Annotated in this window: 24 protein-coding genes; 14 read left to right on the top strand and 10 right to left on the bottom strand. The window is 65.0% G+C overall.

Features of this window, described 5'->3' with window-relative positions; all coding sequences use genetic code 11:
- Nucleotides 1–378 carry an SgcJ/EcaC family oxidoreductase gene (locus tag EUV02_RS01280; protein ID WP_135244418.1) on the top strand — a complete coding sequence of 126 codons (378 nt, stop codon included), beginning with the start codon at nt 1–3 and terminating at the stop codon, nt 376–378.
- Here the strand turns inward: EUV02_RS01280 and EUV02_RS01275 are convergent.
- Nucleotides 375–1748, bottom strand: coding sequence for a glutamate--cysteine ligase (locus tag EUV02_RS01275; protein WP_135244417.1), 1374 nt, complete (start codon nt 1746–1748; stop codon nt 375–377). The genes EUV02_RS01280 and EUV02_RS01275 overlap by 4 nt on opposite strands.
- Nucleotides 1749–1820: 72 nt before the next feature.
- The gene (locus EUV02_RS01270) at nt 1821–2585 is read right to left on the bottom strand and encodes a 16S rRNA (uracil(1498)-N(3))-methyltransferase (RefSeq protein ID WP_135244416.1); all 765 of its coding nucleotides are present in this window, start codon (nt 2583–2585) and stop codon (nt 1821–1823) included.
- A gap of 28 nt (nt 2586–2613) precedes the next feature.
- Here EUV02_RS01270 and ubiA point away from each other — a divergent pair, with 28 nt between their 5' ends.
- Both ubiA and EUV02_RS01260 read left to right on the top strand, forming a co-directional pair.
- Nucleotides 2614–3528, top strand: a complete 915-nt coding sequence (gene ubiA / locus EUV02_RS01265; protein ID WP_135244415.1) for a 4-hydroxybenzoate octaprenyltransferase — start codon at nt 2614–2616, stop codon at nt 3526–3528.
- A 66-nt stretch (nt 3529–3594) separates the two neighbouring features.
- On the top strand, nt 3595–3993 hold the full coding sequence (locus tag EUV02_RS01260) for a hypothetical protein (protein ID WP_135244414.1): 399 nt from the start codon (nt 3595–3597) through the stop codon (nt 3991–3993).
- Here EUV02_RS01260 and EUV02_RS01255 read toward each other — a convergent pair.
- On the bottom strand, nt 3990–4538 hold the full coding sequence (locus tag EUV02_RS01255; protein ID WP_135244413.1) for a TetR family transcriptional regulator: 549 nt from the start codon (nt 4536–4538) through the stop codon (nt 3990–3992). The genes EUV02_RS01260 and EUV02_RS01255 overlap by 4 nt on opposite strands.
- Nucleotides 4539–4851: 313 nt before the next feature.
- Here EUV02_RS01255 and EUV02_RS01250 point away from each other — a divergent pair, with 313 nt between their 5' ends.
- Nucleotides 4852–5502: an Npun_F0296 family exosortase-dependent surface protein gene (locus EUV02_RS01250; RefSeq protein WP_166430450.1), complete on the top strand. Its 651-nt coding sequence runs from the start codon at nt 4852–4854 to the stop codon at nt 5500–5502.
- 166 nt (nt 5503–5668) lie between these two features.
- Here the strand turns inward: EUV02_RS01250 and mhpA are convergent, their stop codons facing one another.
- From mhpA to EUV02_RS01235, 3 genes are read right to left on the bottom strand one after another with little or no spacing between them, the layout of a single operon-like run.
- Entirely contained in the window at nt 5669–7126 is a 1458-nt protein-coding gene (gene mhpA, locus EUV02_RS01245) for a bifunctional 3-(3-hydroxy-phenyl)propionate/3-hydroxycinnamic acid hydroxylase MhpA (RefSeq protein ID WP_135244411.1), read from the bottom strand.
- Between the two features lies 1 nt (nt 7127).
- Nucleotides 7128–7985, bottom strand: coding sequence for a fumarylacetoacetate hydrolase family protein (locus EUV02_RS01240; RefSeq protein WP_135244410.1), 858 nt, complete (start codon nt 7983–7985; stop codon nt 7128–7130).
- Nucleotides 7986–8006: 21 nt separating this feature from the next.
- Nucleotides 8007–8936 (bottom strand): VOC family protein, encoded by a 930-nt coding sequence (locus tag EUV02_RS01235; protein WP_243445730.1) that lies wholly within the window; start codon nt 8934–8936, stop codon nt 8007–8009.
- Nucleotides 8937–9068: 132 nt separating this feature from the next.
- Between EUV02_RS01235 and EUV02_RS01230 the strand changes: the two genes are divergently transcribed.
- Entirely contained in the window at nt 9069–9716 is a 648-nt protein-coding gene (locus EUV02_RS01230; RefSeq protein ID WP_135244408.1) for a TetR/AcrR family transcriptional regulator, read from the top strand.
- On the opposite strand, the gene EUV02_RS01225 is transcribed toward EUV02_RS01230, so the two are convergent.
- Complete coding sequence (locus EUV02_RS01225) at nt 9709–10608, bottom strand: LysR family transcriptional regulator (protein ID WP_341533696.1); 900 nt, start codon at nt 10606–10608, stop codon at nt 9709–9711. The two genes, EUV02_RS01230 and EUV02_RS01225, sit on opposite strands and share 8 nt — an antisense overlap.
- A gap of 115 nt (nt 10609–10723) precedes the next feature.
- Between EUV02_RS01225 and EUV02_RS01220 the strand changes: the two genes are divergently transcribed.
- The 6 genes from EUV02_RS01220 to EUV02_RS01195 all read left to right on the top strand — a co-directional run bounded on the left by EUV02_RS01220 (nt 10724) and on the right by EUV02_RS01195 (nt 15488).
- Nucleotides 10724–11335, top strand: a complete 612-nt coding sequence (locus tag EUV02_RS01220; protein ID WP_135244407.1) for a pyridoxamine 5'-phosphate oxidase family protein — start codon at nt 10724–10726, stop codon at nt 11333–11335.
- A 71-nt stretch (nt 11336–11406) separates the two neighbouring features.
- A complete protein-coding gene (locus EUV02_RS01215; RefSeq protein WP_135244406.1) occupies nt 11407–12012 on the top strand; it encodes a cytochrome P460 family protein in 606 nt (201 codons plus the stop codon).
- A 137-nt stretch (nt 12013–12149) separates the two neighbouring features.
- Entirely contained in the window at nt 12150–12698 is a 549-nt protein-coding gene (locus EUV02_RS01210) for a carboxymuconolactone decarboxylase family protein (RefSeq protein WP_135244405.1), read from the top strand.
- A 102-nt stretch (nt 12699–12800) separates the two neighbouring features.
- Nucleotides 12801–13265 carry a nuclear transport factor 2 family protein gene (locus tag EUV02_RS01205; protein WP_135244404.1) on the top strand — a complete coding sequence of 155 codons (465 nt, stop codon included), beginning with the start codon at nt 12801–12803 and terminating at the stop codon, nt 13263–13265.
- A gap of 56 nt (nt 13266–13321) precedes the next feature.
- Nucleotides 13322–14668: a TldD/PmbA family protein gene (locus tag EUV02_RS01200; protein ID WP_135244403.1), complete on the top strand. Its 1347-nt coding sequence runs from the start codon at nt 13322–13324 to the stop codon at nt 14666–14668.
- Nucleotides 14661–15488: an inositol monophosphatase family protein gene (locus tag EUV02_RS01195; protein ID WP_135244402.1), complete on the top strand. Its 828-nt coding sequence runs from the start codon at nt 14661–14663 to the stop codon at nt 15486–15488. The genes EUV02_RS01200 and EUV02_RS01195 overlap by 8 nt, the downstream gene beginning before the upstream one ends.
- A gap of 26 nt (nt 15489–15514) precedes the next feature.
- On the opposite strand, the gene EUV02_RS01190 is transcribed toward EUV02_RS01195, so the two are convergent.
- Nucleotides 15515–15943 (bottom strand): CoA-binding protein, encoded by a 429-nt coding sequence (locus tag EUV02_RS01190; protein ID WP_135244401.1) that lies wholly within the window; start codon nt 15941–15943, stop codon nt 15515–15517.
- 4 nt (nt 15944–15947) lie between these two features.
- Entirely contained in the window at nt 15948–16994 is a 1047-nt protein-coding gene (locus tag EUV02_RS01185; protein WP_135244400.1) for an Mrp/NBP35 family ATP-binding protein, read from the bottom strand.
- A gap of 164 nt (nt 16995–17158) precedes the next feature.
- Between EUV02_RS01185 and hflK the strand changes: the two genes are divergently transcribed.
- The 3 genes from hflK to EUV02_RS01170 all read left to right on the top strand — a co-directional run bounded on the left by hflK (nt 17159) and on the right by EUV02_RS01170 (nt 20801).
- Nucleotides 17159–18262, top strand: a complete 1104-nt coding sequence (gene hflK / locus EUV02_RS01180; RefSeq protein WP_243445729.1) for an FtsH protease activity modulator HflK — start codon at nt 17159–17161, stop codon at nt 18260–18262.
- A 1-nt stretch (nt 18263) separates the two neighbouring features.
- Entirely contained in the window at nt 18264–19109 is an 846-nt protein-coding gene (gene hflC, locus EUV02_RS01175; protein WP_135244399.1) for a protease modulator HflC, read from the top strand.
- 120 nt (nt 19110–19229) lie between these two features.
- Entirely contained in the window at nt 19230–20801 is a 1572-nt protein-coding gene (locus EUV02_RS01170; RefSeq protein WP_424022165.1) for a Do family serine endopeptidase, read from the top strand.
- A 387-nt stretch (nt 20802–21188) separates the two neighbouring features.
- On the opposite strand, the gene EUV02_RS01165 is transcribed toward EUV02_RS01170, so the two are convergent.
- Complete coding sequence (locus EUV02_RS01165) at nt 21189–22007, bottom strand: OmpA family protein (protein WP_166430449.1); 819 nt, start codon at nt 22005–22007, stop codon at nt 21189–21191.
- Between the last annotated feature and the right edge of the window lie 46 nt (nt 22008–22053).

The raw sequence follows: 22053 nt of genomic DNA, 5'->3' as shown, positions 1-22053 counted from the left end.
ATGGACTCGGGCGCTCTTGCCGAAGCCTATACGGCTGCGTGGAACAGCGGCAGTGCGGACGCCGTCGCGGCGTTCTTCGCGCCTGACGGCAGCATCACTATCAATGCCGGGGAGCCTTGGCACGGACGCGGCGGCGTCGCGGCTATGGCGGCTGGCTTCTTCGCCGACATACCCGACCTGGCGTTGCGTTGCGACGGGATCCGCGTTGCCGGAACGCACATTGTCTATCTATGGACCTTCACCGGGACACATGCCGACACCGGCAACAATGTGCATGTGATCGGTTGGGAAGAATGGCAGTTGGCTGCTGACGGCAGCATCCAGACTTCGCTCGGCTGGTTTGATGCCGACGACTATTCCCGGCAGACCGCGGCCTAGTAGCTCTCTTCGGCGTAGACCTTCGCCATATCGCCGCCCCAGCGGCCGTTAAACGCCGCGAGCATTTTGTCGGCGTTGGTGACGCCGGTGGCCGCCATTTCGTGGAGCGGGCCGAGGAAGCCCTGTTCGGTGTCGCCGCTGCCATTGAGGCGGGCGCGGCGTGCGAGGCCACCGTCGGCAACCGCCAGCACCGACTTCGCCAGATCCTGCAGCGTGCCCCCGTTGGGGCTGGCGGCCTGTAGGGCCAGCCGCGGCACTTCGGCGCGCAGCCGGGCATGGTCTTCGGGCGTCCAGTGCTTGACGAGTTGCCATGCGGCATCGAGCGCGACGCTATCATAAAGCAGCCCGACCCAGAACGCCGGCAACGCACAGATGCGGTCCCAGCGACCGCCATCGGCGCCGCGCATTTCGAGATAGGATTTGAGGCGAACTTCGGGAAAAGCCGTCGACAGATGGTCGATCCAGTCGCCGACCTTGGGCTTCTGGCCGGGCAGGACCGACAGCTTGCCGGCGAGGAAATCGCGGAAGCTGAGGCCGGCGGCATCGATGTATTTGCCGTCGCGGTAGACGAAGTACATCGGCACGTCGAGCGCGTAATCGGCGTAGCGTTCGTAGCCGAAACCGTCCTCGAACACGAACGGCAGCGTGCCGGTTCGGTGCGGATCGGTGTCGGTCCAGATATGGCTGCGGAAGCTCTTGAAGCCGTTGGGCTTGCCTTCGGTGAACGGCGAATTGGCGAACAGCGCGGTGGCGAGCGGCTGCAGCGCCATCGAGACACGGAACTTCGCCACCATATCGGCTTCGGAGGCGTAGTCGACATTGGCCTGGATCGTGCAGGTGCGCAGCATCATGTCGAGGCCGAGATTGCCGACGCGCGGCATGTGGCGCAGCATGATGTCGTAGCGACCCTTGGGCATACGCGGCAGTTCATCGCGCGTCTTGTCCGGCCAGAACCCAAGGCTCAGGAACGCCAGGCCGAGCTTGTCGCCGACTTCATGGCATTGCTTCAGATGGCGATTCGATTCGGCGCAGGTCTGGTGGATGTTATCGAGCGGTGCGCCCGACAGTTCGAACTGACCGGCGGGTTCGAGGCTGATCGCGCCATCGCTGCCCTTCAAGGCAATGACCTTGCCGCCTTCCAGAACCGGTTCCCAGCCATAGGCGGTCATGGCGTCAAGCAGGTCGCGGATGCCGCCGGGCTCTTCGTAGCTCGGCGCGCGATGATCAGCGATGCGGTAGACGATCTTTTCATGTTCGGTACCGACGCGCCATCGGTCGGCGGGCTTGGCGCCGGCCTCGAAGGTGGCGATCATCTGGTCGCGCGTCTCGATGATCGCGTCATCCCCCAAGGCATCAATTTTATTGCTCATAAGTTGCGCAATAAGCCTGTCAGGGGCGTTGTGCCAGCAACAATTGAGTAGCGCTCATCCTCGGCAATGTGGTCAGTCTTTACGGGTGCACGGTATTTCGGCGAGTGCCTGCCACACAGCCAGCGCGGCAATCGCAGCAGTTTCTGCACGCAGGATACGCGGGCCGAGCGTGATGGCGACAGCCTGAGGGTGGGCGCGGATGGTGTCGCGTTCGGCCGGCGTAAAGCCGCCTTCGGGGCCGATCAGGATCGCGGCCGGGGCGCGGCACAGGTCAGCAGCCAGCGGCGCGCCGCCTTCCTCGTCGGCGAACAGTAGTGCGCGGTCGGCGGGCCATTCCTTGAGCAACTTTGCCAACGCCACGGGCTCGGCGAGTTCGGGCAGCGCGGTGCGGCCGCATTGTTCGGCGGCTTCGATCATGTTGGCGCGCAGCCGGTCGAGGTTGAGCTTGTCGACGATGGTGCGCGCGGTGATCACCGGCAACAGTTTCGCAGCGCCGAGCTCGCAGGCCTTTTCGGCGACGAGGTCGATGCGGCCGCGCTTGACCGGCGCAACGCACAGCCAGATATCGGCGACGGGCTCGCGCGGGTGCAGCAGCGCGACAATGTCGATCGCCACGGCCTTGCGCGCGGCATCGGCGATCTGCGCGTGGAACTCGCCGCCGATGTCGTCGAACACCCGCAAGTTGTCGCCGACCGCCATCCGCATGACGCTGGCGAGATAGTGGCTGGCCGGCGTCGGCAGCACGATGCGCGCACCGACCGTCAGCGATTGCTCGACATAAAGTCGCGGCGTGGTTGCCAGTACTCGGGTTGACAGACTGGTGCGCGTTTCGCTCATGGTGCGCCACTAGCACAGGCAGGACAGTTTGAACCAGCGTCGCACCGACACCCCGACCCCTGATGCCGTACCGGCGAGCTGGGTCGATACACTGCCTGAAGGCATGCGTCCCTATGCGCGGCTGGCGCGGTTCGACCGGCCGATCGGGACGTGGCTGCTGCTGTGGCCGTGCGGCTGGGGGCTCGGGCTGGCAGGCGGGTTGCCATGGCATTGGCCGCTGCTGTTGTGGTTTGCGGCCGGCGCATTCGCGATGCGCGGTGCAGGCTGCGTCTATAACGATATCGTCGACCGCGACCTCGATGCCCGTGTCGCGCGCACGCGCAACCGGCCGATCGCATCGGGGCGAGTGTCAGTGAAGGCGGCGTGGGTGTGGCTGCTGGCGCTGGCGCTGGTCGGGCTAATCGTGCTGTTGCAACTGCCGCTGCGCGCGCAAGCGGTGGCGCTCGGCAGCCTGGTGCTGGTCGCGGCCTATCCATTCATGAAGCGCATCACCTGGTGGCCGCAGGCGTGGCTGGGGTTGACCTTCAACTGGGGCGTGCTGGTCGGCTGGCTGGCGGTGGCGCCGCCGTCGCTGCCGATGTTGTTGCTCTACGCTGCCGGGGTGTTCTGGACGCTCGGCTATGACACGATCTACGCGCTGCAGGATATCGAGGACGACGCCTTTGCCGGCATCAAGTCGAGCGCGCGGGCGCTGGGGGCACGCGCCCGCGCCGGCGTCGGCGTGTTCTATGGCATAGTGGTCGTGCTAGCGGCGGCGGCGCTATGGCTGGTCAATCCGCAGTGGCCGGCGCTGCTGGCGCTGGCGCCTGCCGCCGCGCATCTGGCATGGCAGGTGGTGCAATTGCGTGACCATGACGCGGCGCGCGCGCTGGCGCTTTTCCGTAGCAACCGGCTGACCGGATCGCTGTTGTTCGCGGCGTGCACGGTGGTTGGCTGGGCCTGAGCCCGGCACTTGTAGCAGTCGCTACATTTTGTTAGAAGGCGTGTCGTCAACAGAGAGAGTGACGCCATGAACACCACCGGCATGTTACCGCTGACCAGCCGCCAAAACATTATTATGGCGCTGATGGGCGCGGTGCTGTGGCTTGCCGCAGCGCTGCTGCTTCGCGCGCTCGAGCCGCTCAACATCTTCGAAGGCAGTACGCGTGTGCTGGTTTATGCGCTGACCATCCCCGGAACCTGGCCGTTCGTGCTGCTGCTCGAACGCCTCGGCGGGCTGGCGCGCAACCAAGTGGCCATGGGCTACGCCGTCGGCACCGCGTCGGCGACTTTGCTCGACGGTCTGGCGCTGGCGTGGTTCCCGTCGCTTTACGGCAGCAGCGTTGCGCATATCGCGGGCGCCGGTGCGGTCATCCTGTGGGGTGCCGGCGTCGGGTTGGTGTTGGCGTTTCTGCGCGACCGCGGCTAAAGCGCGGCCTCGCAGACATCGTCGAGGCCCAGCGCCGTAAGCAGTACCAGCCCTTCGGTCATCACCAGCAGTTGCGCAGCATCACGCGCCCGCATGGTCTCATCCGGGCTATCGAGCTGCGCCGCACCCCAAGCGAGGAACCCGCGGCCGATGCTTTCGCCGACGGTGCGAAACAGCGGATCTCCGTGCGCGGCGCGGCTCGCGGTTTCCAACCAGACGCGCATGTACGGCCAGAACACCGGATCGCGCACGATTGCCGCCAGCTGCGCGCGCAGTGCCGCAAACGGCTGCGGCGTGCGGGCGGTGCGCGGCCCCATCAGCACCACCATCCGCGCCGAAATGCATTCGAGCGTCGCCGCGACAATCTCGTTCTTGTCCTTGAAATAATACAGCAACATGCGATCGCTGGTCGCTGCTGCCTTGGCCAGCGGCCGCAGGCTTGACGCGGTCAGCCCGTGCGCCAGCACATGGTCGGCAAGCCGTTCGATGATCGCCGCGCGGCGGTCATCGGATTTGCTCGCAATGGAGACTGGCTTGGTTGGCATGTAACACTAGCTTGTTTGTGAACGGGTGCGGGCATCCGCGCGCCAACAGTGACCGGCTTGGCGGCCACGGTCAACGGGGCAGCATGGACCGGATTCCGCCGCTGGCTTGGTCCGACTAAAGGCGGCCTTCAGCGACCAGCCACAGCGATTCTGTCAGAAAACATTACACTATCGCATCATGGTTCAAATAAATTAACTATCTATACATCTGACGTTCAGTGCGAATGCGCTAGAGCGCAATTCTGGCATGGACCTTGCTTGGGACCAGTCATCAGCGGAATTGGCCGCTGGGTCTAGAAGGGGTTGTTTTCCCATGAATAAGCATTCAATCGGCGGCGCGGTCGCGCTGGCTGCCGTTTCAATTTTTGCCACCGCCGCACAGGCCGTGACCTGGTCGTCAGTGCCCGGCGCACCCGATCCCGGCCCGGCACCGGGGCAGACCATGCTGGTCAGCTTCGATACACCACTACCGACCGGCTATGCGCTGTCGGGCGACTATGGAATTGTCTCGGGATCGTCGGGGGCCGCCGCGACGCCGGCCACCGATACGTCGAAGTATTTTTACGTGTCGAGTGCGCTGGGCAGCGGCATTGCCAAGCTGACGACGCCGAGCCTTAAGTCGGTGAGCTTCTATTGGGGCTCAGTCGACAACTATAACTTCGTCGATGTGCTCGGCGCCGGCGGCACGACATTGTTCACGCTGGCAGGGAGTTCATTGCCTGCTGCCAACGGCAACCAGTTCATTTCTTCGACCAACCGCCGCGTGTCATTCGACGCGGGTGCCGGCGAAGCCATCACCGGACTGCGCTTCCGCTCGACGGGGGTCGCTTTCGAACTCGACAGCATTGCAGGTGCCGCAGTGCCAGAGCCGGCGAGCTGGATGTTGATGATCATCGGCTTCGGCATGATCGGCGCGGCATCGCGCCGTCGCGCCAAGCCGACGCTGGCGCACGTCAGCGCCTGAGCCAAGCGAAGGCCCCAAAGTTTCGGGAGGGCCGCAGGCGGCGGGCGTGGCGACAAGCCATGCCCGCCGTTTCGCCGCTTGCAAATCTGCTTTTGCATTTCGCATTTCGGCATTGCCGTATGCGACTCTTTTACCGACAATCCAGCTGCGACGGCGCTTACGCGCGTTAAGCTGTATTGCCGCGCGCCATCGCCCATGCGCCCTGAAGCACATCGACAACACCTGTCCCGAAGACCGTCCGGTCGGCGCGCACCAGCACTGCGTCGGCGCCGCGCTTGTCGAGCCAGCGTGCAAGATCGGCGTGGAACGGTGCCAACCGCCCATCATCAAGCGCGATAGCATCTGTGGCAGGCGCGCGCGCAATCAACCAAGGGCCCGCGCCGAGCACGTCATCGAGTCGTTGACCGCCGCGCCACGGCTGCGGGAATAATTCTCCGGCTCCGGGGCTACCGGCGAGGATGCAGCCCGCGACGAATGGCGGCCAGCCGATGCCGCCACCCCCGCCGCCACCGGCACCAGCTTCGGCGGCACGCGCCGCCAGCATCGCCGCATCACGCGCCGCCGCTGCAGCAGGGTCGGTGATGCAGACGGTGCGGCCCATCATCAGCGCCATATCGATGATGGCGCGGACGTGCGGCTCGCGCTCGGCCTGATAGGTGTCCAGCAGCGCCGCATCGGCGTCGCCGTTGATGACGCCGGCGAGTTTCCAACCGAGGTTGGCGGCGTCGCGCAGCCCCGAACACAGCCCCTGCCCGGCGAACGGCGGCATCTGGTGTGCGGCATCACCCGCGAGCAGCACGCGCCCGGTGCGCCACGCCTTCGCGACTAGCGCGTGGAAACGGTAAACCGCGCTGCGTTCGGGCGTCACCGCGCCGTCGACATTCCACGGCTTGAGCAGCGCCGCGATCGATTCGGGGGTGTTAATGCTTTCGGGGGTCTCGCCGGGCTTGAGCATGAATTCCCAGCGGTGGCGTCCGGGTGCCATCAGCACGCAGGTCGTCGGGCGCTCGGGGTCGCAGATCTGCAGGTTGATGTCGGGCAAGCGGCTTTCGTCATGAACGATGACGTCGAACACCAGCCACGGTTCATCGAATGCCAGATCGTCGAGCCCGCCGCCTGCTGCAACACGCACCGCACTGGATGCCCCATCGGCGCCGACGAGGTAGCGGGCGCGCAGGGTCGTGCCATCTTCGAAGCTGGCGGTGACGCCGTCGGCGTCCTGGGTGAAGCCGGCAAAGGCCAAGCCCTGTCGTAGCTGCGTGTTCGGCAGCGCTGCCAGACGGTCACGCATTATGGCCTCGACACTCGGCTGGTGGATCATGTTCGCCATCGGCCAACCCGACGGGCTGGTCACCGGATCGGAGGCGAAGCGCAGCAGCACCTCGCGCTTGGCGGTGAGGAAGTCATAGCCGCTTGACGGGCGCGACTTCGCGAACACCGCGTCGCCGACGCCGAGTGCCTGCAGGATGCGCATCGTTTCATGATCGATATGTGCGGCGCGCGGTAGCGGATAGATGCCGTCGGCCTTATCGGCGAGGATGACCGAAACGCCGTGCTGCGCCAGCGCGATGCCAAGCGCGACGCCGGTCGGGCCGGCGCCGATGATCAGGACGTCAGTATCCATGCTACACCTCGTTGGCGCAGGGATTTTCGATCGCGCCGAGATTGTCGATTTCGATGCGCACGACGTCGCCGTCCTTGAGGAACTGGCGCGGCTCCATTGCCGCACCGATGCCGCCCGGCGTGCCGGTGAAGATCAGGTCGCCGGGTTCGAGCGTCATGGCACCCGACAGATGCTCGATCTGGTCCCAGACGTTGAAAATCAGGTGCTTGGTGTTCGACGACTGGCGTTGTTCGCCATTGACGAAGCATCGGATGCCGAGCGCGTGCGGGTCAGGAATTTCGTCGGCGGTGGTGATCCACGGGCCAAACGGCGCGTGCGTGTCGAACGATTTACCCAGTGTCCACTGGTGCGTGCGGTGCTGCCAGGCGCGCTCGGTCGCGTCATTGCCGACGCACCAGCCAAAGACATGCGCGGGGGCATCGCCTTTGCTGATGCGGCGCCCGGGCTTGCCGATGACCGCGACCATCTCGGCCTCATAGTCGAGGAACTGCGAGACCTTGGGCACCTGGATGGCATCGAACGGACCGTTCGCCGCAGTCGACATCTTGGCGAACCAGATCTGGTTGGCGGGGGTTTCCATTTTGCTTTCGGCGACATGGTCGGCGTAGTTCAGCCCAATCGCCATGATCTTGCCGGGCCGTTTGATCGGCGCGTGCAGCTTGACGGCATCGAGCGCGAAGCGGTGTGCGCCGGCGGCAGCAACGGCTGCGACTTCGCCGGCGATGTCATCCCAGCGCGTGATGAGCTCGATCATGTCGGACGCCAGCTGCGGCGCGGCGCGTGACAGCGACACCACCCCGTCGCCAACAACGACGCCAAGCTCGGGTGCGGCACCTGCCGAAAAAGTTGCAAGCTTCATGGTTTTCTCCCCTGTTGTCGTTCAGCCGCGTGCTGGCATTTTCATGCCCCATTGCACGCCCATCAAAGTCGGCAAATCAGACATGTTCGAGCCGTCGGCGGCCGTAAACAGATCGCCGTCGGTCCAGTGCTCAAGCGTGTGGCCCCAGGGGTCGCGCCAATAGTCGAAAATCTGGCTGCCGAGGATGTGGCGCCCGACGCCCCAATCGGCTTCGCGGCCCTTAGCCTTCAAATGGTCATGCCCGTGCATCAGGTCGTCGAGGTCGATGACTTCGAACGCCGCATGGTTGAAGCCGGCGCCGCCCGGTCCCTGCAGCAAGAACAGCGTGTGATGGTCGGTGGGCGTATCGCCACGGTCGCAGCGCATGAAGGCGCCGATCGAAAAATTCGGCGCGACGGCGATTTCGTCCGAAGTGATAAAGCCGAAGCGCGCCTTGTACCACGCCTCGCTGGCGCGGAAGTCGCTGACGCCCAGCACGCAATGGCCGAGCCGCACGACCGTCGCCGGCTGTGCAGCGCTGGTTTTGGTGGCGCGCAGCCGAGCTTTGGCGCGCGCTGTGTTGACCGGCGCGGCGTCTGCGAGCGGCAGCGGTGCCGCCGGTTTCTGGCCCGCCACGACTTCGACCGTGTAGCCATCGGGATCGGTCAGCCGCACAACCTTGCCATCGCCCGGCGCATCGAAATCCTCGACCGCCACACCTTCGGCCGCGGCCAGCGTTTCGAGGTCGGCGACACTTTCGGCGCGCAAGCCCAACGCAGCGAACCCAGCCGCGCCGCGCCGGGTGCGATGCACGAACGGCGCGCTTCCGGTGCCGCGAAAGTAGCGTGTTTCGGCGTCGCCGCCCGCCGGCTGCAACCCGAAATCGCCGAGGAAGTCTGCCATCGCGTCAAGGTCGGGCGCGGTGAAGCCGACATGGGCGATATCTTCGATGCGGATGATGCTCAATTCCATGCTCCCCAAAGCTGAAATGACTATTTAGTCAGTTTATGGCGTGCTATGCCGATTCGCGCAATCCTATTTTTTCTTGGTGATTTTGCAGAGCGCCGATATGCTCAAGCCGTCCAATTGACCGGATAGTCATTCATGCCGTCCACCCCTGCCCCACGCCGCAACCGTACGCGCGAAGCGCTGCTTGCCGCCGGCGCGGCGCTGCTCGCCGAGCGCCCGATCGATGCGCTGGCAGTCGATGACATCGTCAATGCCGCCGGCGTCGCCAAGGGCAGCTTCTACAACCACTTCGCCGACAAGGCGGCACTCGCAGCAGCGGTTGGCGACCGCGTGCGCGCCGATATCGAAACACGTGTCGATGCCGCCAACGCCGGTGTCACCGATCCGGCGCTGCGGCTGGTGCGCGGCATCTGTGTCTATGTCGATTTCGCGCTTGGCGACGCCGCACGTGCCCGCATCATGGCGCGCGGCCTGCGCGCCGCAGCCGCAATGCCGGGCGAAAGTGCTACTGACCTTCACGCCGGCTTGCGCGCCGATATCGCGCTAGGCCTGACTGCCGGGCGCTTTGCGCTGCCGACCAGCGACGTCGGGACATTGTTCGTTGCAGGCGTCGGCGAGGCGGCGCTCGCGGCCGTGCTGGCGCCGACGACGACGCCGCAGTTTGCCATCCTGCTCGCGCAGCAGCTCTGCGCGCTGGTGCTCAAGGCGTTCGGACTGCCGCAGGACGAAGCCGACCGTATCGCAGCCCAGGCCGCGCACGAGGTCATCCGGCAACCTAGTTGATCAATTTGTTCGCGCGCAGCCGGTCGACCGCGAGGTCAACGAAGGCGCGCACTTTGGCGGCGGCGCGCCGACCTTCGGGATGGATGATGTGGATCGGTAACGGCGCGGGCTCATAGTCCGACAGCACCGTCTGCAAGGCCCCCGACGCCAGCGCCGGTGCCACCTGATACGACAACGCCCGCGCCAATCCCCAGCCATGCTCGGCCGCGGCCGTCACGGCGGCGTAGCTGCTGAGCAGCAGTCGCGGCACCACCGTCACGACGGTCTTTTCGTCTTGCCCGAAGCGCCAGTCGAGTGCGGCGAAGGCGCTCGTCGCGGCAATAATGCTGTGCTGTGTCAGTTCGGCCGGCGTCTGCGGCAGGCCGTGCGCGGCGAAGTAATCTGGCGCCCCGCACACCACCAGCCGTACCGCACCGACGCGGATTGCGGCATGGCTCGAATCGGGCAAATGGCCGATACGGATCGCGACGTCGATGCCTTCCTCGACAATGTTGGTGACACGGTCGACAAACAGCGCGCGCACCGTCATCGCCGGATTGCGGTCGAGGTAGTCGGTGACAATCGGCAACATGTAGTTCTGTCCGAACAACACCGACGCCGTCAGGCTCAGCGTGCCGGTCGGCATCGCATAGGCGCCTGCCGCCGCTGCTTCGGCTTCGCCCACTTCGGCAAGGATGCGGCGGCAATCCTCGAAATAGCGCGCGCCAGCTTCGGTGAGCCGCACCGAGCGCGTTGTGCGCGTCAGCAGCCGCGTGCCGATGGCATCCTCCAGCCCGGCAATGGCGCGTGTCACCGCCGGCGGACTCATGTTGAGCTGCCGCGCCGCTTCGGCAAAGCCGCCGGTTTCGGCAACCTTCGCAAACACCGCCATGGCTTCGAGGCGCGCCATCATCGTTTCTCCTGATGGAATAATCTATTGCCAATTAGCGCTATTATATTTGCCAAGCCAAGCAGCGATATGGGTGCTGCGGGTCTGACAATGCCGCCCGCTGTACTCGGAGCCGCTCATGACCACCCCAGCAACAGCGCAACGCGCCATCGATATTGCCTTCACCCCGGCGATCAAGGCAGTGCAGATCCGCAAAGGTTCGCGCGCCGCCTATGAACGCATGGAAATGGGTGACCGCGTCGATGAACGGCTGGCGGCATTTATCGCCGAACGTGACAGTTTCTACCTGGGCAGCGCCAGCGCCGACGGCCAGCCCTATATCCAGCACCGCGGCGGCCCGCGCGGCTTCCTGAAGATCATCGATGAGCATACGCTGGGGTTCACTGATTTGCGCGGCAACCGCCAGTATGTCTCGACCGGCAACTTCAGCGAGAACCCCAAGGCCTATATCTTCCTGATGGACTATGCGCACCGGCGCCGCATCAAAATCTGGGGCCGCATTCGCGTTGTCGAAGATGATCCGGCGCTGATCGCGCGGCTGCTGCCCGAAGGCAGCACGGCGCGAACCGAGGCAGCGATGCTGTTCGAAATCACCGCCTGGGATGCCAATTGCCCGCAGCATATCCCGCAGCTACTCCCCGCAGCCGATGTTGCGGCGGCGCTTGCCGAACGCGACGCACGTATTGCCGTGCTCGAGTCCGAACTGCGTGACCTCAAGCGTCCGCACTGACGTCACCGCATTACCAGCCTTGCAACGTCGCGGCAGCGCTTGCCGCGTAACCCCGCCTCATGGAGAAAATCATGCATCTCGCCCCGACTGGCTTTGCCAAGGCCGTATTCCTCGTGCCCGCCGTGCTGCTGGCCAGCGCCACACTGTTCATCAGCGCCGATGGCCACAGCGCCACCGCGCTGCCGGCGGCACGCTACACCGCGGCCGGCGAACTTGTTGCACCGCTTGACTACCGCGACTGGGTATTCCTGACGTCCGGGGTCAACATGAACTACAGCGACACGCCGTCGGGCATGGACCATGAAATGGTCGACAATGTCTTTGTCGACCCGACATCATGGCAGGCGTTCAAGGCGACCGGGCGTTGGCCCGACGGCACGGTGTTCGTCAAGGAAGGCCGCGTCGGTTCAAGCCACGGTTCGATCAACAAGTCGGGCATCTTCCAGACCGATCAGCGCTTTGACCTGGAAGTCCATGTCCGCGACAGCAAGCGCTTCCCCGGCGGCTGGGGGTTCTTCGTCAACACCGGCGACAAGCCCGCCAAGGTGCTGCCGGCCAAGGCCAGCTGCTATTCTTGCCACCAGCAGCACGGTGCCGTCGATACGACCTTTACCCAGTTCTACCCGACCGCCAAGCCGATCGCGATCAAGGCCGGGACGTTCGACGCCAACAAATAGCGCGTCGTCATTATTCCATTATATGGAATATTATATTACAAAATTGACCAATTATCATCAATCTGAACAAGTTTCATAACAATCGGACCGGGCGGCGATCCTGCCCCTTGGCCCGGCACCCAGGAAGGACAACCACCATGTCACGCATCCCTACCCCCGCCGACACTGCCGCTGCACCCGAAGCGTCGCGCCCGCTGCTCGATGCCGTCAACAAGCAGCTCGGCAGCGTCCCCAACCTGTTCCGCATCGTATCGAACAGCCCCGCCGCGCTCGAAGGCTATCTGTCGCTCAGCGGCGCGCTGGCCAAGGGCAAGTTGCCCGCCGCAACGCGCGAACGCATTGCCCTTGCGGTCGCCGAAATCAACGAATGCGGCTATTGCCTCGCCGCGCATAGCTACCTCGGCAAGAATCTCGCCAAGCTCGACTCGACCGAGATCGTTGCCAATCGCAACGGCAGCTCGACCGACGCCCGTGCTGCGGTCGCGGTCAATTTCGCTACAACAATCGCCCGCCGCCGCGGCGCCGTCGCCGGCGGCGAAGTCCAGGCGGTGCGCGACGCCGGCTACAGCGATGCCGAAATCGTCGAAATTATTGCGCACGTCGCGCTCAACACGCTGACCAACTATGTCAACGAAGTGCTCGGCACTGAAATCGACTTCCCTGTCGTCGAAGCGCTCGCCGCCTGACGCTTTAAGAGCCGCCGGCGGGCAGGGGCTCGCCCCTGCACCCAAAAATCGGGTGCAGCGCTCAGCCCTGCCCGCCGGGGGCTCTATTCTTGGAGATCTGCCATGACGCGTCCGCCGTTCCCGCCGTTCACCGATGCCAGCGCAGCCGATAAGGTCCGGCTCGCCGAAGATGGCTGGAATAGCCGCGACCCGGCGCGCGTCGTTCAGGCCTATTCGGCCGATTGCCAGTGGCGCAACCGTGCCGAGTTCGTCAGTGGCCACGCTGAAATCGTCGCGCTGCTGACGCGCAAATGGGCGCGTGAACATGACTACCGGCTGATCAAATCACTGTGGGCGCACCAGGGCAATCGCATCGCGGTGCGCTTTGCCTATGAATTTCATGACGATAGTGGCCAGTGGTTCCGCGCTTATGGCAACGAGAATTGGGCGTTCGCGCCCGACGGGCTGATGACGCGCCGCATTGCCAGCATCAACGAGGCACCGATTGCAGCGGCCGACCGCAAATTCCTATGGCCGCTTGGTCGCCGCCCCGATGACCATCCCGACCTCGACAGCTTCGGATTCTAGGGTCGACGCGCACGCCGGGGGTAGCGCCACCGCGTCCGAGTGCCTAAGTCTGCAGCATGCTTACCGTTGATGCCGCGCTTGACCGCCTGACCCATTCACTCGCCGCCGCCAAACGGCTTGGCGCCGACAGCGCCGATGCCATCTATGTTGGCGACGGCTCGACCGGCATCGGCGTGCGCATGGGCGTGCTCGAAGATATCGGCCGCTCCGAAGGCGAAGAGGTCGGGTTGCGGGTGTTCGTTGGCCAGCGTTCGGCCAGCGTTTCGAGTTCGGACCTGTCGGTCGAAGCGCTCCAGGAAGCTGTCGAACGCGCTGTCGCGATGGCGCGCGAGGCCCCCGAAGACGCCTATGCCGGACTGGCGCCCGCCGAACTGCTGATGCGCGACACCCCGCGCGATCTCGATATCGACGACGGCGGCGAAATCTCCGCCGAAACGCTCAAGGACATGGCGCTTGCCGCCGAAGATGCGGCACGCGCAGTTGCCGGCGTCACCAACAGCGAAGGCGGCTCGGCCAGCTCGGGGCGCGCGGTCATGGCGCTCGCCACGTCGACGGGCTTTGCGCGCGGCTATCACGGCACCAGCTACGGCGTGTCCGCCAGCGTAATCGCCGGCGAAGGCACCGGCATGCAGCGCGACTATGCCTATCACAGCAGCCGCTACGCGACCGATCTCGAAACTCCAGAAAGCATCGGGCTGCGCGCCGGCACGCGCGCGGTGCGGCGCCTCAACCCGATCAAGCTCGATACCCAGTCGCTGCCGGTGGTGTTCGACCCGCGCGTTGGTGGTGGCATGCTGTCGGCGCTGATCGGCGCAATCACCGGCGGCGCTATCGCACGCAAGACGAGCTTCCTGCTCGATGCACTGGGCACCCAGGTGTTCGCGCCGGGAATCCGTATCATCGACCAGCCGCACCGGCTGCGCGGGCTGCGCTCGAAGCCGTTCGACGGCGAGGGCCTGCCGACCGCCGAGCGTGCGATCATCGACGACGGCATCCTCACGGGCTGGCTGATGGAATCGGCTTCGGCACGCCAGCTTGGCCTTGCCCCCACTGGCCATGCCGCGCGCGGCGTGTCGGGCCCGCCGGGCGCCGGTACCAGCAACCTCCACATGGCGGCGGGCACCACCAGCCGCGCTGACATGATCGGCTCGATCAAATACGGGCTCTATGTCACCGAAATGATCGGCATGGGCGTCAACGGGCTGACTGGCGACTATAGCCGCGGCGCCAGCGGCTTCCTGATTGAAAACGGCGAACTCACCGTGCCGGTCGCCGAAGTCACCATCGCCGGCAATCTGAAGGACATGTTCCGCGCCATTGTCCCAGCCGATGACCTCGAATTCCGCTACGCAACCAATGTCCCGACCTTGCGTATCGACGGCATGACGCTGGCCGGTGCCTGACACCCAAGCTGCCGACCGCGCGTTGCTCGTCGACGCGGCACGCACCGCCGGCGAACTTGCCGCCAGCCTGTTCGACCGCAACGTCCGCAGCTGGGACAAGTCGCCCGGCAACCCCGTGTCCGACGCCGATATCGCCGTCGACAGCTTCCTCAAGCGCCGGCTGATCGAAGCCCGCCCCGACTATGGTTGGCTGTCCGAAGAAACCGCAGACGACGCCGCCCGCCGTGATCGACGCCGTGTCTGGGTGGTCGACCCAATTGACGGCACGCGCGACTTCCTGCGCGGCCGCAGCGGTTGGGCGGTTTCGATTGCGCTCGTCGAGGACGGTGTCGCAGTGCTCGGAGCGCTTGCCGCGCCCATCCGCGGCCAATTGTTCGTCGCCACGCGGGGCGCCGGCGCGACGCTAAACAACGCCCCGATGGCCGTATCGGGACGCAGCGCGCTCGCCGGCCTGTCGATGCCGATCGACCCCCAAGGGCTCACGGCGCCGTTCTGGCCCGAGCCTTGGGATGCCGTCGCAGTCGAAAAACCCAACAGCCTCGCGCTACGCATCGCCAAGGTCGCCAGTGGCGAGGCCGATGCCTTCCTTGAAGGCCGCAGCATTTCCGAATGGGACATCGCCGCCGCAGCACTGTTGCTCACCGAAGCCGGCGGCACCGTCAGCGACCGCAACGGCGCCGCGCTGGCGTTCAACCGCGCCAGCCCGACCGTTCACGGGCTGGTGGCCGCCACCCCTGCCTTGCACGCTGAAGTTGCGCGGCGGCTAGGCGCGGGGATTGCGGCGCTGTCGGCGGTGCGGCGCGAGGCGCTGAACAGATAGAGGCAGGGCCTTGGCCCTGCACCCGGCTATTTCAGGCGCGCGACGTGCAGGCGCGGCAGGTCGATTTTGGGGCACCGGTTCATCACGACCTTCAAGCCGGCGGCTTCGGCGTGGGCAGCGGCGGGGGCGTTGATGACGCCAAGCTGCATCCAGATGGCGCGCGCGCCGGCCGCGATGGCGTCGTTTACGATTGCCGGCACCTCCTCCGAACGGCGGAAGATATCGACGATGTCGATGCGCTCCTCGATGCCTGCGATATCGGCAACCACACGCACGCCGTGGATGGTCTTGCCGGCGAGGTTGGGATTGACCGGAATCACCCGGTAGCCCCAGTCGAGCAGCACGCCCATCACCTCGTGACTGTCGCGTTCGGGGCGGTTCGACGCGCCCACCAGTGCGATGGTACGCGCGTCTTCGAGCAACGCCCGGATATCGGCATCTGAAGTCAGCGGCATCGGCTTAGACCAGTTGCGCCGCGACTTCCGTCGCGAGGTGGGTGAACGCTTCGGCCTGCGGGCTATCACCGGCAGCGGGCGGCGTGCCAGCGTCCGAAGCGGCGCGGATACTGGCGTGCAGCGGGATCGCCCCAAGGAAATGCACGCCCATTTCGGAGGCGGCGGTTTCGGCGCCGCCGTGGCCGAAGATGTCGCTCTGCGCGCCGCATTTGGGGCACAGGAAGTAGCTCATGTTCTCGACAATGCCGATCACCGGCACATTGACCTGTCCAAACATCGCGATGGCGCGGCGCGCGTCGATCAACGCAAGGTCCTGCGGCGTCGAGACGATGATCGCGCCGTCGGGCTTGAGCTTTTGCGCCATCGTCAACTGGATATCGCCGGTGCCGGGCGGCAGATCAATGACCAGCACGTCGAGCACGCCCCAGTCAGCCTGTTCGACCATCTGCATCATCGCCGATGACGCCATCGGGCCGCGCCAGATGATCGCCTTGCCGGGATCGGTCATCATCGCCATCGACAATAGCTTGATGCCGTGCGCGCTGACTGGCTGGATACGCTTTTCAACCAGTTGCGCACGCGCCGTGATGCCGAACAGCGTCGCCACCGATGGGCCGTAAATATCGGCATCGAGCAGCCCGACGGCGAGGCCCTGGCGCGCGAGCGCCACCGCGAGATTGGCAGCAACGGTCGACTTGCCGACGCCGCCCTTGCCGCTGGCGACCGCCACGATGCGACGGATGCCGGGCACCGTGCCGGTCGTGGTCGCCGCCGCACCAGTAGGGGCATTACCCTTTTCGGCGGTCAGGATAATTCGCACTTCGCTGACGTCGGGCAGACGATGCAAGGCCACCTCGATTTCGGCGCGCAGGCGCTCGGCATCGGCGTTCGCAAGCCCATCGAGCCCGAGCACCAGGCCGATGGTCGAGCCGCCTTTACCGTCATCGCGCACGACGATGCCTGCCGCACGCGCGGTGGCGACGATATTGCCGCCGCCCAGCGGGTCGGCGATGACGGTCAACGCCTCGGTCGCGCGCTCGCGCAAATCCATGATAAAACTCCAGTTTCGGTCCAACGCCGGCAAACAAACGGCGCCGCGGGCAACAACAGGTGCGACGATTTCGCCGCATCCCTCGCAATCGGCGCGGAGGCTTCGTATATAGCCCTTGAACATGCATGCAAGTGCGCCCGGCAGGGCGACATGAACTCCAAAGGATGCAGATGCCCTGGCAGGACAATAGTGACGGCAGCGGGTCCAAGCGCCCCGAAGGCGAAGGGCCGAAAAACCCCTGGGGTGACGCGCCGCCCAAGCGCCCGGTGCCACAGCGTGGCGGTGGTCCCGGCGGCACCGGCGGGCCTGGTAACGACATCGAAGCTTTCCTGCGCCGCACGCAGGACAAGCTGCGCGACGCCATTCCAGGCGGTGGTGGCAGTGGCGGCGGTGGGAGCAATATCAATCCCGGCCGCGTCGCAGCCTATGGCGTCGCCGGTATCGCGCTGCTGTGGATAGCCATGACCTCGACATTCCGTATCAACGCGCAGGAACGCGGTGTCGTCATGCGCTTTGGCAAATATGTCGAAACTGTCGGCCCCGGCTTCCATTTCAAGCTGCCGGCACCGATCGACACCGTGCTCAAGCCCAAGGTCGAACAAGTCAATTCGGTCGACATCGGCGCTTCCGATGGCGCGGCCGAGAACCTGATGTTGACCGGCGACCAGAACATCATCGACATCGCCTATGCGGTGCGCTGGAAGATCAAGAACCCCGAACTTTACCTGTTCGAGCTCGCGCAGCCCGAGCAGACAATTCGCGAAACCGCCGAATCGGCGATGCGTTCCGAAATCGGCAAGGCACGGCTAAATGACGCGATCGGCCCGCAGCGCGCGCAGATTGCCGAGCAGGTGCGTGAACGTATGCAGGAGATGCTCGACAGCTACCGCGGCGGCATCGAAATCCGCGGTGTCGACATCAAGCAGGCCGATCCGCCCGCTGCGGTCGACGAAGCGTTCAAGGATGTGTCGGCAGCGCAGCAGGACGCACAACAGGCGCTCAACCAGTCACGCGGCTATGCGCAGCAGTTGCTGGCGGTGGCGCAGGGTGCGACCGCGGCGTTCGATGCTGTGTATGCCCAGTACAAGTTGGCACCCGAAGTCACGCGAAAGCGCATGTATCTGGAAACGATGGAAGACGTGCTCGGCAAGACCGACATGACGGTCATCGAACCGGGCAGTGTCCAGACCTATCTGCCGCTGTCTGAAGTCCAGCGCCGGGCAGCGCGCTCCGCCGCGGCTGCACCAGAAGCTGAGAAGGCGAAGTAAGATGAACATTCTCCGCAATCCGGTGCCTTATGCTGTTGCCGCTGTAATCGGCGGCTTCGTACTTGCGTCTTCGCTGTTCACCGTGCCCGAGACCTCGCAGGCGCTGGTGCTGCGCCTCGGCAAGCCCGAACGCATCCTCAACACCTATAACGCCAAGGCGCCGTTCGGCAGCGGTGGTGCCGGCCTCGCGCTCAAGGTGCCGTTCATCGAAAACGTCGTGTTTATCGACAAGCGCGTGCTCGACCTCGACATGCCCGAGCAGACAGTGCTGTCGACCGATCAGCTCCGGCTGGTCGTCGACGCCTTCGCACGCTTCCGCATCACCAACCCGCAGCGCATGTATGAAACCGTCGGCAGCGAAGAGCGCGTAGCCGAGGCGCTGTCGCGGATTCTGGCGTCGCGGCTGCGCAACGAACTTGGCAAGCAGCCGTTCGCGGCGCTGCTGAGCCCCGAACGCTCGCAGATGATGGATGATATCCAGAGCAGCGTGAACAAGCTGGCCAAGCAGTACGGCGCCGAAATCGTCGACGTACGCATCAAGCGCGCCGATCTGCCGACCGGCGCCCCGCTCGATTCGGCGTTCACCCGCATGCGGTCGCAGCGTGCACAGGAAGCGCTGACCATCCGTGCCCAGGGCAACAAGCAAGCGCAACTGGTCCGCGCCGAAGCCGACGCCAACGCTGCGCGCATCTACGCTGAAAGCTTCGGCAAGGATCCCGACTTCTACGCCTTCTACCGCGCCATGCAGGCGTATCGGACGACGTTCAACAACAACAACGCCACCGTCGTTCTATCGACGGGCAACGAGTTCCTGCGCGAGTTTGAAGGCCGCAAGACCGCGCGTTGACATATGAACTGCCAAGACAGCAATTGTTCATCTTGGCGTGATTAGGAACAGCAGGCACCCGCGATGATTTCCGTCGCGGGTGCCGACTTTAGAGCGAGCGAATTTTAGGAGTTGAACCACGTGCGGATTGTCCGGAGCCTGATTCCAGCATTTCTGATCCTGGGGAGTGTTGCACACGCGCAGGCGCCTGCCGCTGCACCCGTTGTGGCCACCCAGCCGCCGGTCAGCGCCGGCGCCCCTGCGACCACCGGCCCCGGCGGCGCACCGCGCAGCTTTGCCGACTTGACCGCGCGGCTGACGCCGACCGTCGTCAATGTGTCGACGACGCAGAAGGTCGAAGTCGGCAAGATGCCCAAGCTGACGCCGGGCACGCCGCTCGATGAACTGTTCAAGCGCTTCCAGGAACAGCAGGGTGCCGATGGCGAGGCCGTCACGCGCGAGGCGACGTCGCTGGGCTCAGGCTTCATCATCTCGCCCGATGGCTATATCGTCACCAACAACCATGTCATTTCGGGCGGCGACCCCCGCAACGGCGAGCCCAAGACTGTTGTCGATTCGATCACCGTGACGCTCGCCGACCGACGCGAATTCACCGCGAAGGTCGTCGGTCGCGACGCGCTGTCGGATCTGGCGCTGCTCAAGATCGACGCCAAGGACCTGCCCTATGTCAGCTTCGGCAACAGCGCCGACACGCGCGTCGGCGACTGGGCGATTGCCATCGGCAACCCGTTCGGGCTCGGCGGCACGGTGACCGCGGGTATCGTGTCTGCACTGCACCGCAACATCGGTTCGGGCCAGTACGACCGCTACATCCAGACCGACGCGTCGATCAACCAAGGTAATTCGGGCGGTCCGCTGTTCGACCTCGATGGCAAGGTCATCGGCATCAACACCGCGATCTTCTCGCCGACCGGCGGCAACGTCGGGCTGGGCTTTGCCATTCCCGCCGAACTCGCAGCACCGGTTATCCAGCAGTTGCGGACTACCGGCGCAGTAACGCGCGGCTATCTCGGTGTCGGCATCCAGCCGGTTTCGCCCGATATTGCCGCCAGCCTCGGCCTGCCCAAGGATCGCGGCGAAATCGTCGCTTCGGTCGAACCCAGCGGCCCCGCCGCGCGCGCCGGCATCAAGCAGGGCGACGTCATCGTCAAGGTCGCCAACCAACCGGTCACCTTCGACAACACGTTGAGCTTTATTGTCGCTAATACGCCGATCGGCGCAACGGTGCCGGTCGAGTTGATCCGCGACGGCAAGACCATGACCGTCAACGCCACACTGACCAAGCGCCCGAGCGAAGCCGTGATTACCGGCACCCCTGCCGTTGGTGAAGATGCCGATAGCAAGGACAAGCCGGCACCTGGCGCCGAAGCCGCACGCCAGAGCCTCGGCATTTCGCTGCAGGCGCTGACGCCCGACACGCGCCGCCAGCTCAAGCTGCCCGAAACCGCCAAGGGCGTCGTCATCGCCGGGCTCAACCCGTCAAGTGACGCCGCGGCCAACGGGCTGCAGCGCGGCGACCTGATCGTTCAGATCAACCAGCGGCCGGTCAACACGCCGGCTGAAGCGGCCGCAGCGGTCGACGATGCACGCAAGGCCGGTCGGGATACGGTGTTGCTGCTGGTGCAGCGTGGGCCGAATCCGGCGCGGTATATTGGCGTGAAATTAATGGCGCCGAAATCCTCCGCGAAGTAAGGCGCATCCCGGCACAAAATAGCGGACAAATTGCGCAGCGATTTTCCGCTACTTTGAGACTCGGGCAAGCCCGGACGGCGGGGCAGCGGCTTTCGAGCCGCTGAACCCGTCCGACGGCACGGCTGCGCCTGGCACTTGCTTGCTTTCTGGCCTTCTCAACGTTTGAACGTCGCGCCACGACCGGCGCGGGCTAAGCCCGCGCTTGCGGTGCACCGACGGGAACGCAGCCAAGAAGCAGGCAGACAAAAAAAGAGCCCGGCAAAGCCGGGCCGTCGGGCGGGTTCAGCGGCTCGAAAGCCGCTGCCCCGCCGTCCGGGCTGGCGCGAGTCCGCGCCGAAGTGAAAATTCGCTACGCAAATTTTACCTTCGGCGCGGCCGCGCTGCGCCTCACAGCCCCTGCAAGCCCTTGCTCACCAGCACGTTCACCGTAACACGGCGGTTTTCAGCCTTGCCAGACGCCGTTTCATTCGAGCCCACCGGGTTCGACTGGCTCATCGCGGCAGGCGACAGCATGCGGTAAGGCTTGATGTTGCCGATCTGTAGCAGATAGGCGGTCACGGCAGCGGCACGCTCATCGCTGAGCTTCTGGTTATAGGCAGCGTTGCCCGACGAATCGGTGAAGCCCTGAACCGAAACCAGATAGCCATTGGTCGCCTTCGCCTTGGCCGAGATCGCTTGCAGCGCGCTCTTCGCAGCCGGGCTGAGCGCGGTGCTGTTGACGGCGAACAGCACCGTGGTGTCGGCCACGCTGGTGTAGTTGTCCATGTTGGCGACGTGGTTACGCAGGTCGGCTTCGTTGGCAGCGTTGGCGCTGACCTGGCTCTGCAGCTTGGCGTCTTCCTGCGCAACCCCGGCCTGAACCATCTGCGCGGTCTTGAGGTCGCTGGCCTTGAACTTGACGGCCGTTGCATCGGTCTCGGTGCCATTCTGCACGACATCGACACTGACCGGCAGACCGTCGATGAGCGCCGTTGCGGGTTCACTGTCCTTGCGAACGCCAAGCGATCCTTCGACCTGCTGGACGTTGGTCGTATCGGTGATGGTGATGACCGTCTTGGTGCCGTCCTGACCGGTGACGGTCATGTTGGCGCCGTCGCGCGAGGTAATCACTCCCTTGATATTGGTGCCGTCTGCGAGTGCCATCGTCGAACCGGCGAGCAGCAGCGCACCGACGAAGCCAAGGCGCAGATAAGATGAATTGGCCATTTTGAACCCTTCCCCTGTCAAAGCCGGCAGCACCGCGCCACGGGCG

Origin of the sequence: Glacieibacterium arshaanense, from assembly GCF_004681125.1 — a bacterium.
In the GTDB taxonomy this organism is placed as follows: Bacteria; Pseudomonadota; Alphaproteobacteria; order Sphingomonadales; family Sphingomonadaceae; genus Polymorphobacter_A; species Polymorphobacter_A arshaanense.
This window is presented reverse-complemented; position numbering and strand designations above follow the sequence as displayed.

What these genes read in the sequence shown, in the direction of transcription:
- EUV02_RS01280 (WP_135244418.1), top strand. Translation starts at nt 1, where the DNA reads ATGGACTCGGGCGCTCTTGCCGAAGCCTATACGGCTGCGTGGAACAGC.
- EUV02_RS01275 (WP_135244417.1), bottom strand. Translation starts at nt 1,748, where the DNA reads ATGAGCAATAAAATTGATGCCTTGGGGGATGACGCGATCATCGAGACG.
- EUV02_RS01270 (WP_135244416.1), bottom strand. Translation starts at nt 2,585, where the DNA reads ATGAGCGAAACGCGCACCAGTCTGTCAACCCGAGTACTGGCAACCACG.
- EUV02_RS01260 (WP_135244414.1), top strand. Translation starts at nt 3,595, where the DNA reads ATGAACACCACCGGCATGTTACCGCTGACCAGCCGCCAAAACATTATT.
- EUV02_RS01255 (WP_135244413.1), bottom strand. Translation starts at nt 4,538, where the DNA reads ATGCCAACCAAGCCAGTCTCCATTGCGAGCAAATCCGATGACCGCCGC.
- EUV02_RS01250 (WP_166430450.1), top strand. Translation starts at nt 4,852, where the DNA reads ATGAATAAGCATTCAATCGGCGGCGCGGTCGCGCTGGCTGCCGTTTCA.
- mhpA (WP_135244411.1), bottom strand. Translation starts at nt 7,126, where the DNA reads ATGGATACTGACGTCCTGATCATCGGCGCCGGCCCGACCGGCGTCGCG.
- EUV02_RS01240 (WP_135244410.1), bottom strand. Translation starts at nt 7,985, where the DNA reads ATGAAGCTTGCAACTTTTTCGGCAGGTGCCGCACCCGAGCTTGGCGTC.
- EUV02_RS01235 (WP_243445730.1), bottom strand. Translation starts at nt 8,936, where the DNA reads ATGGAATTGAGCATCATCCGCATCGAAGATATCGCCCATGTCGGCTTC.
- EUV02_RS01230 (WP_135244408.1), top strand. Translation starts at nt 9,069, where the DNA reads ATGCCGTCCACCCCTGCCCCACGCCGCAACCGTACGCGCGAAGCGCTG.
- EUV02_RS01225 (WP_341533696.1), bottom strand. Translation starts at nt 10,608, where the DNA reads ATGATGGCGCGCCTCGAAGCCATGGCGGTGTTTGCGAAGGTTGCCGAA.
- EUV02_RS01220 (WP_135244407.1), top strand. Translation starts at nt 10,724, where the DNA reads ATGACCACCCCAGCAACAGCGCAACGCGCCATCGATATTGCCTTCACC.
- EUV02_RS01215 (WP_135244406.1), top strand. Translation starts at nt 11,407, where the DNA reads ATGCATCTCGCCCCGACTGGCTTTGCCAAGGCCGTATTCCTCGTGCCC.
- EUV02_RS01210 (WP_135244405.1), top strand. Translation starts at nt 12,150, where the DNA reads ATGTCACGCATCCCTACCCCCGCCGACACTGCCGCTGCACCCGAAGCG.
- EUV02_RS01205 (WP_135244404.1), top strand. Translation starts at nt 12,801, where the DNA reads ATGACGCGTCCGCCGTTCCCGCCGTTCACCGATGCCAGCGCAGCCGAT.
- EUV02_RS01200 (WP_135244403.1), top strand. Translation starts at nt 13,322, where the DNA reads ATGCTTACCGTTGATGCCGCGCTTGACCGCCTGACCCATTCACTCGCC.
- EUV02_RS01190 (WP_135244401.1), bottom strand. Translation starts at nt 15,943, where the DNA reads ATGCCGCTGACTTCAGATGCCGATATCCGGGCGTTGCTCGAAGACGCG.
- EUV02_RS01185 (WP_135244400.1), bottom strand. Translation starts at nt 16,994, where the DNA reads ATGGATTTGCGCGAGCGCGCGACCGAGGCGTTGACCGTCATCGCCGAC.
- hflK (WP_243445729.1), top strand. Translation starts at nt 17,159, where the DNA reads ATGCAGATGCCCTGGCAGGACAATAGTGACGGCAGCGGGTCCAAGCGC.
- hflC (WP_135244399.1), top strand. Translation starts at nt 18,264, where the DNA reads ATGAACATTCTCCGCAATCCGGTGCCTTATGCTGTTGCCGCTGTAATC.
- EUV02_RS01165 (WP_166430449.1), bottom strand. Translation starts at nt 22,007, where the DNA reads ATGGCCAATTCATCTTATCTGCGCCTTGGCTTCGTCGGTGCGCTGCTG.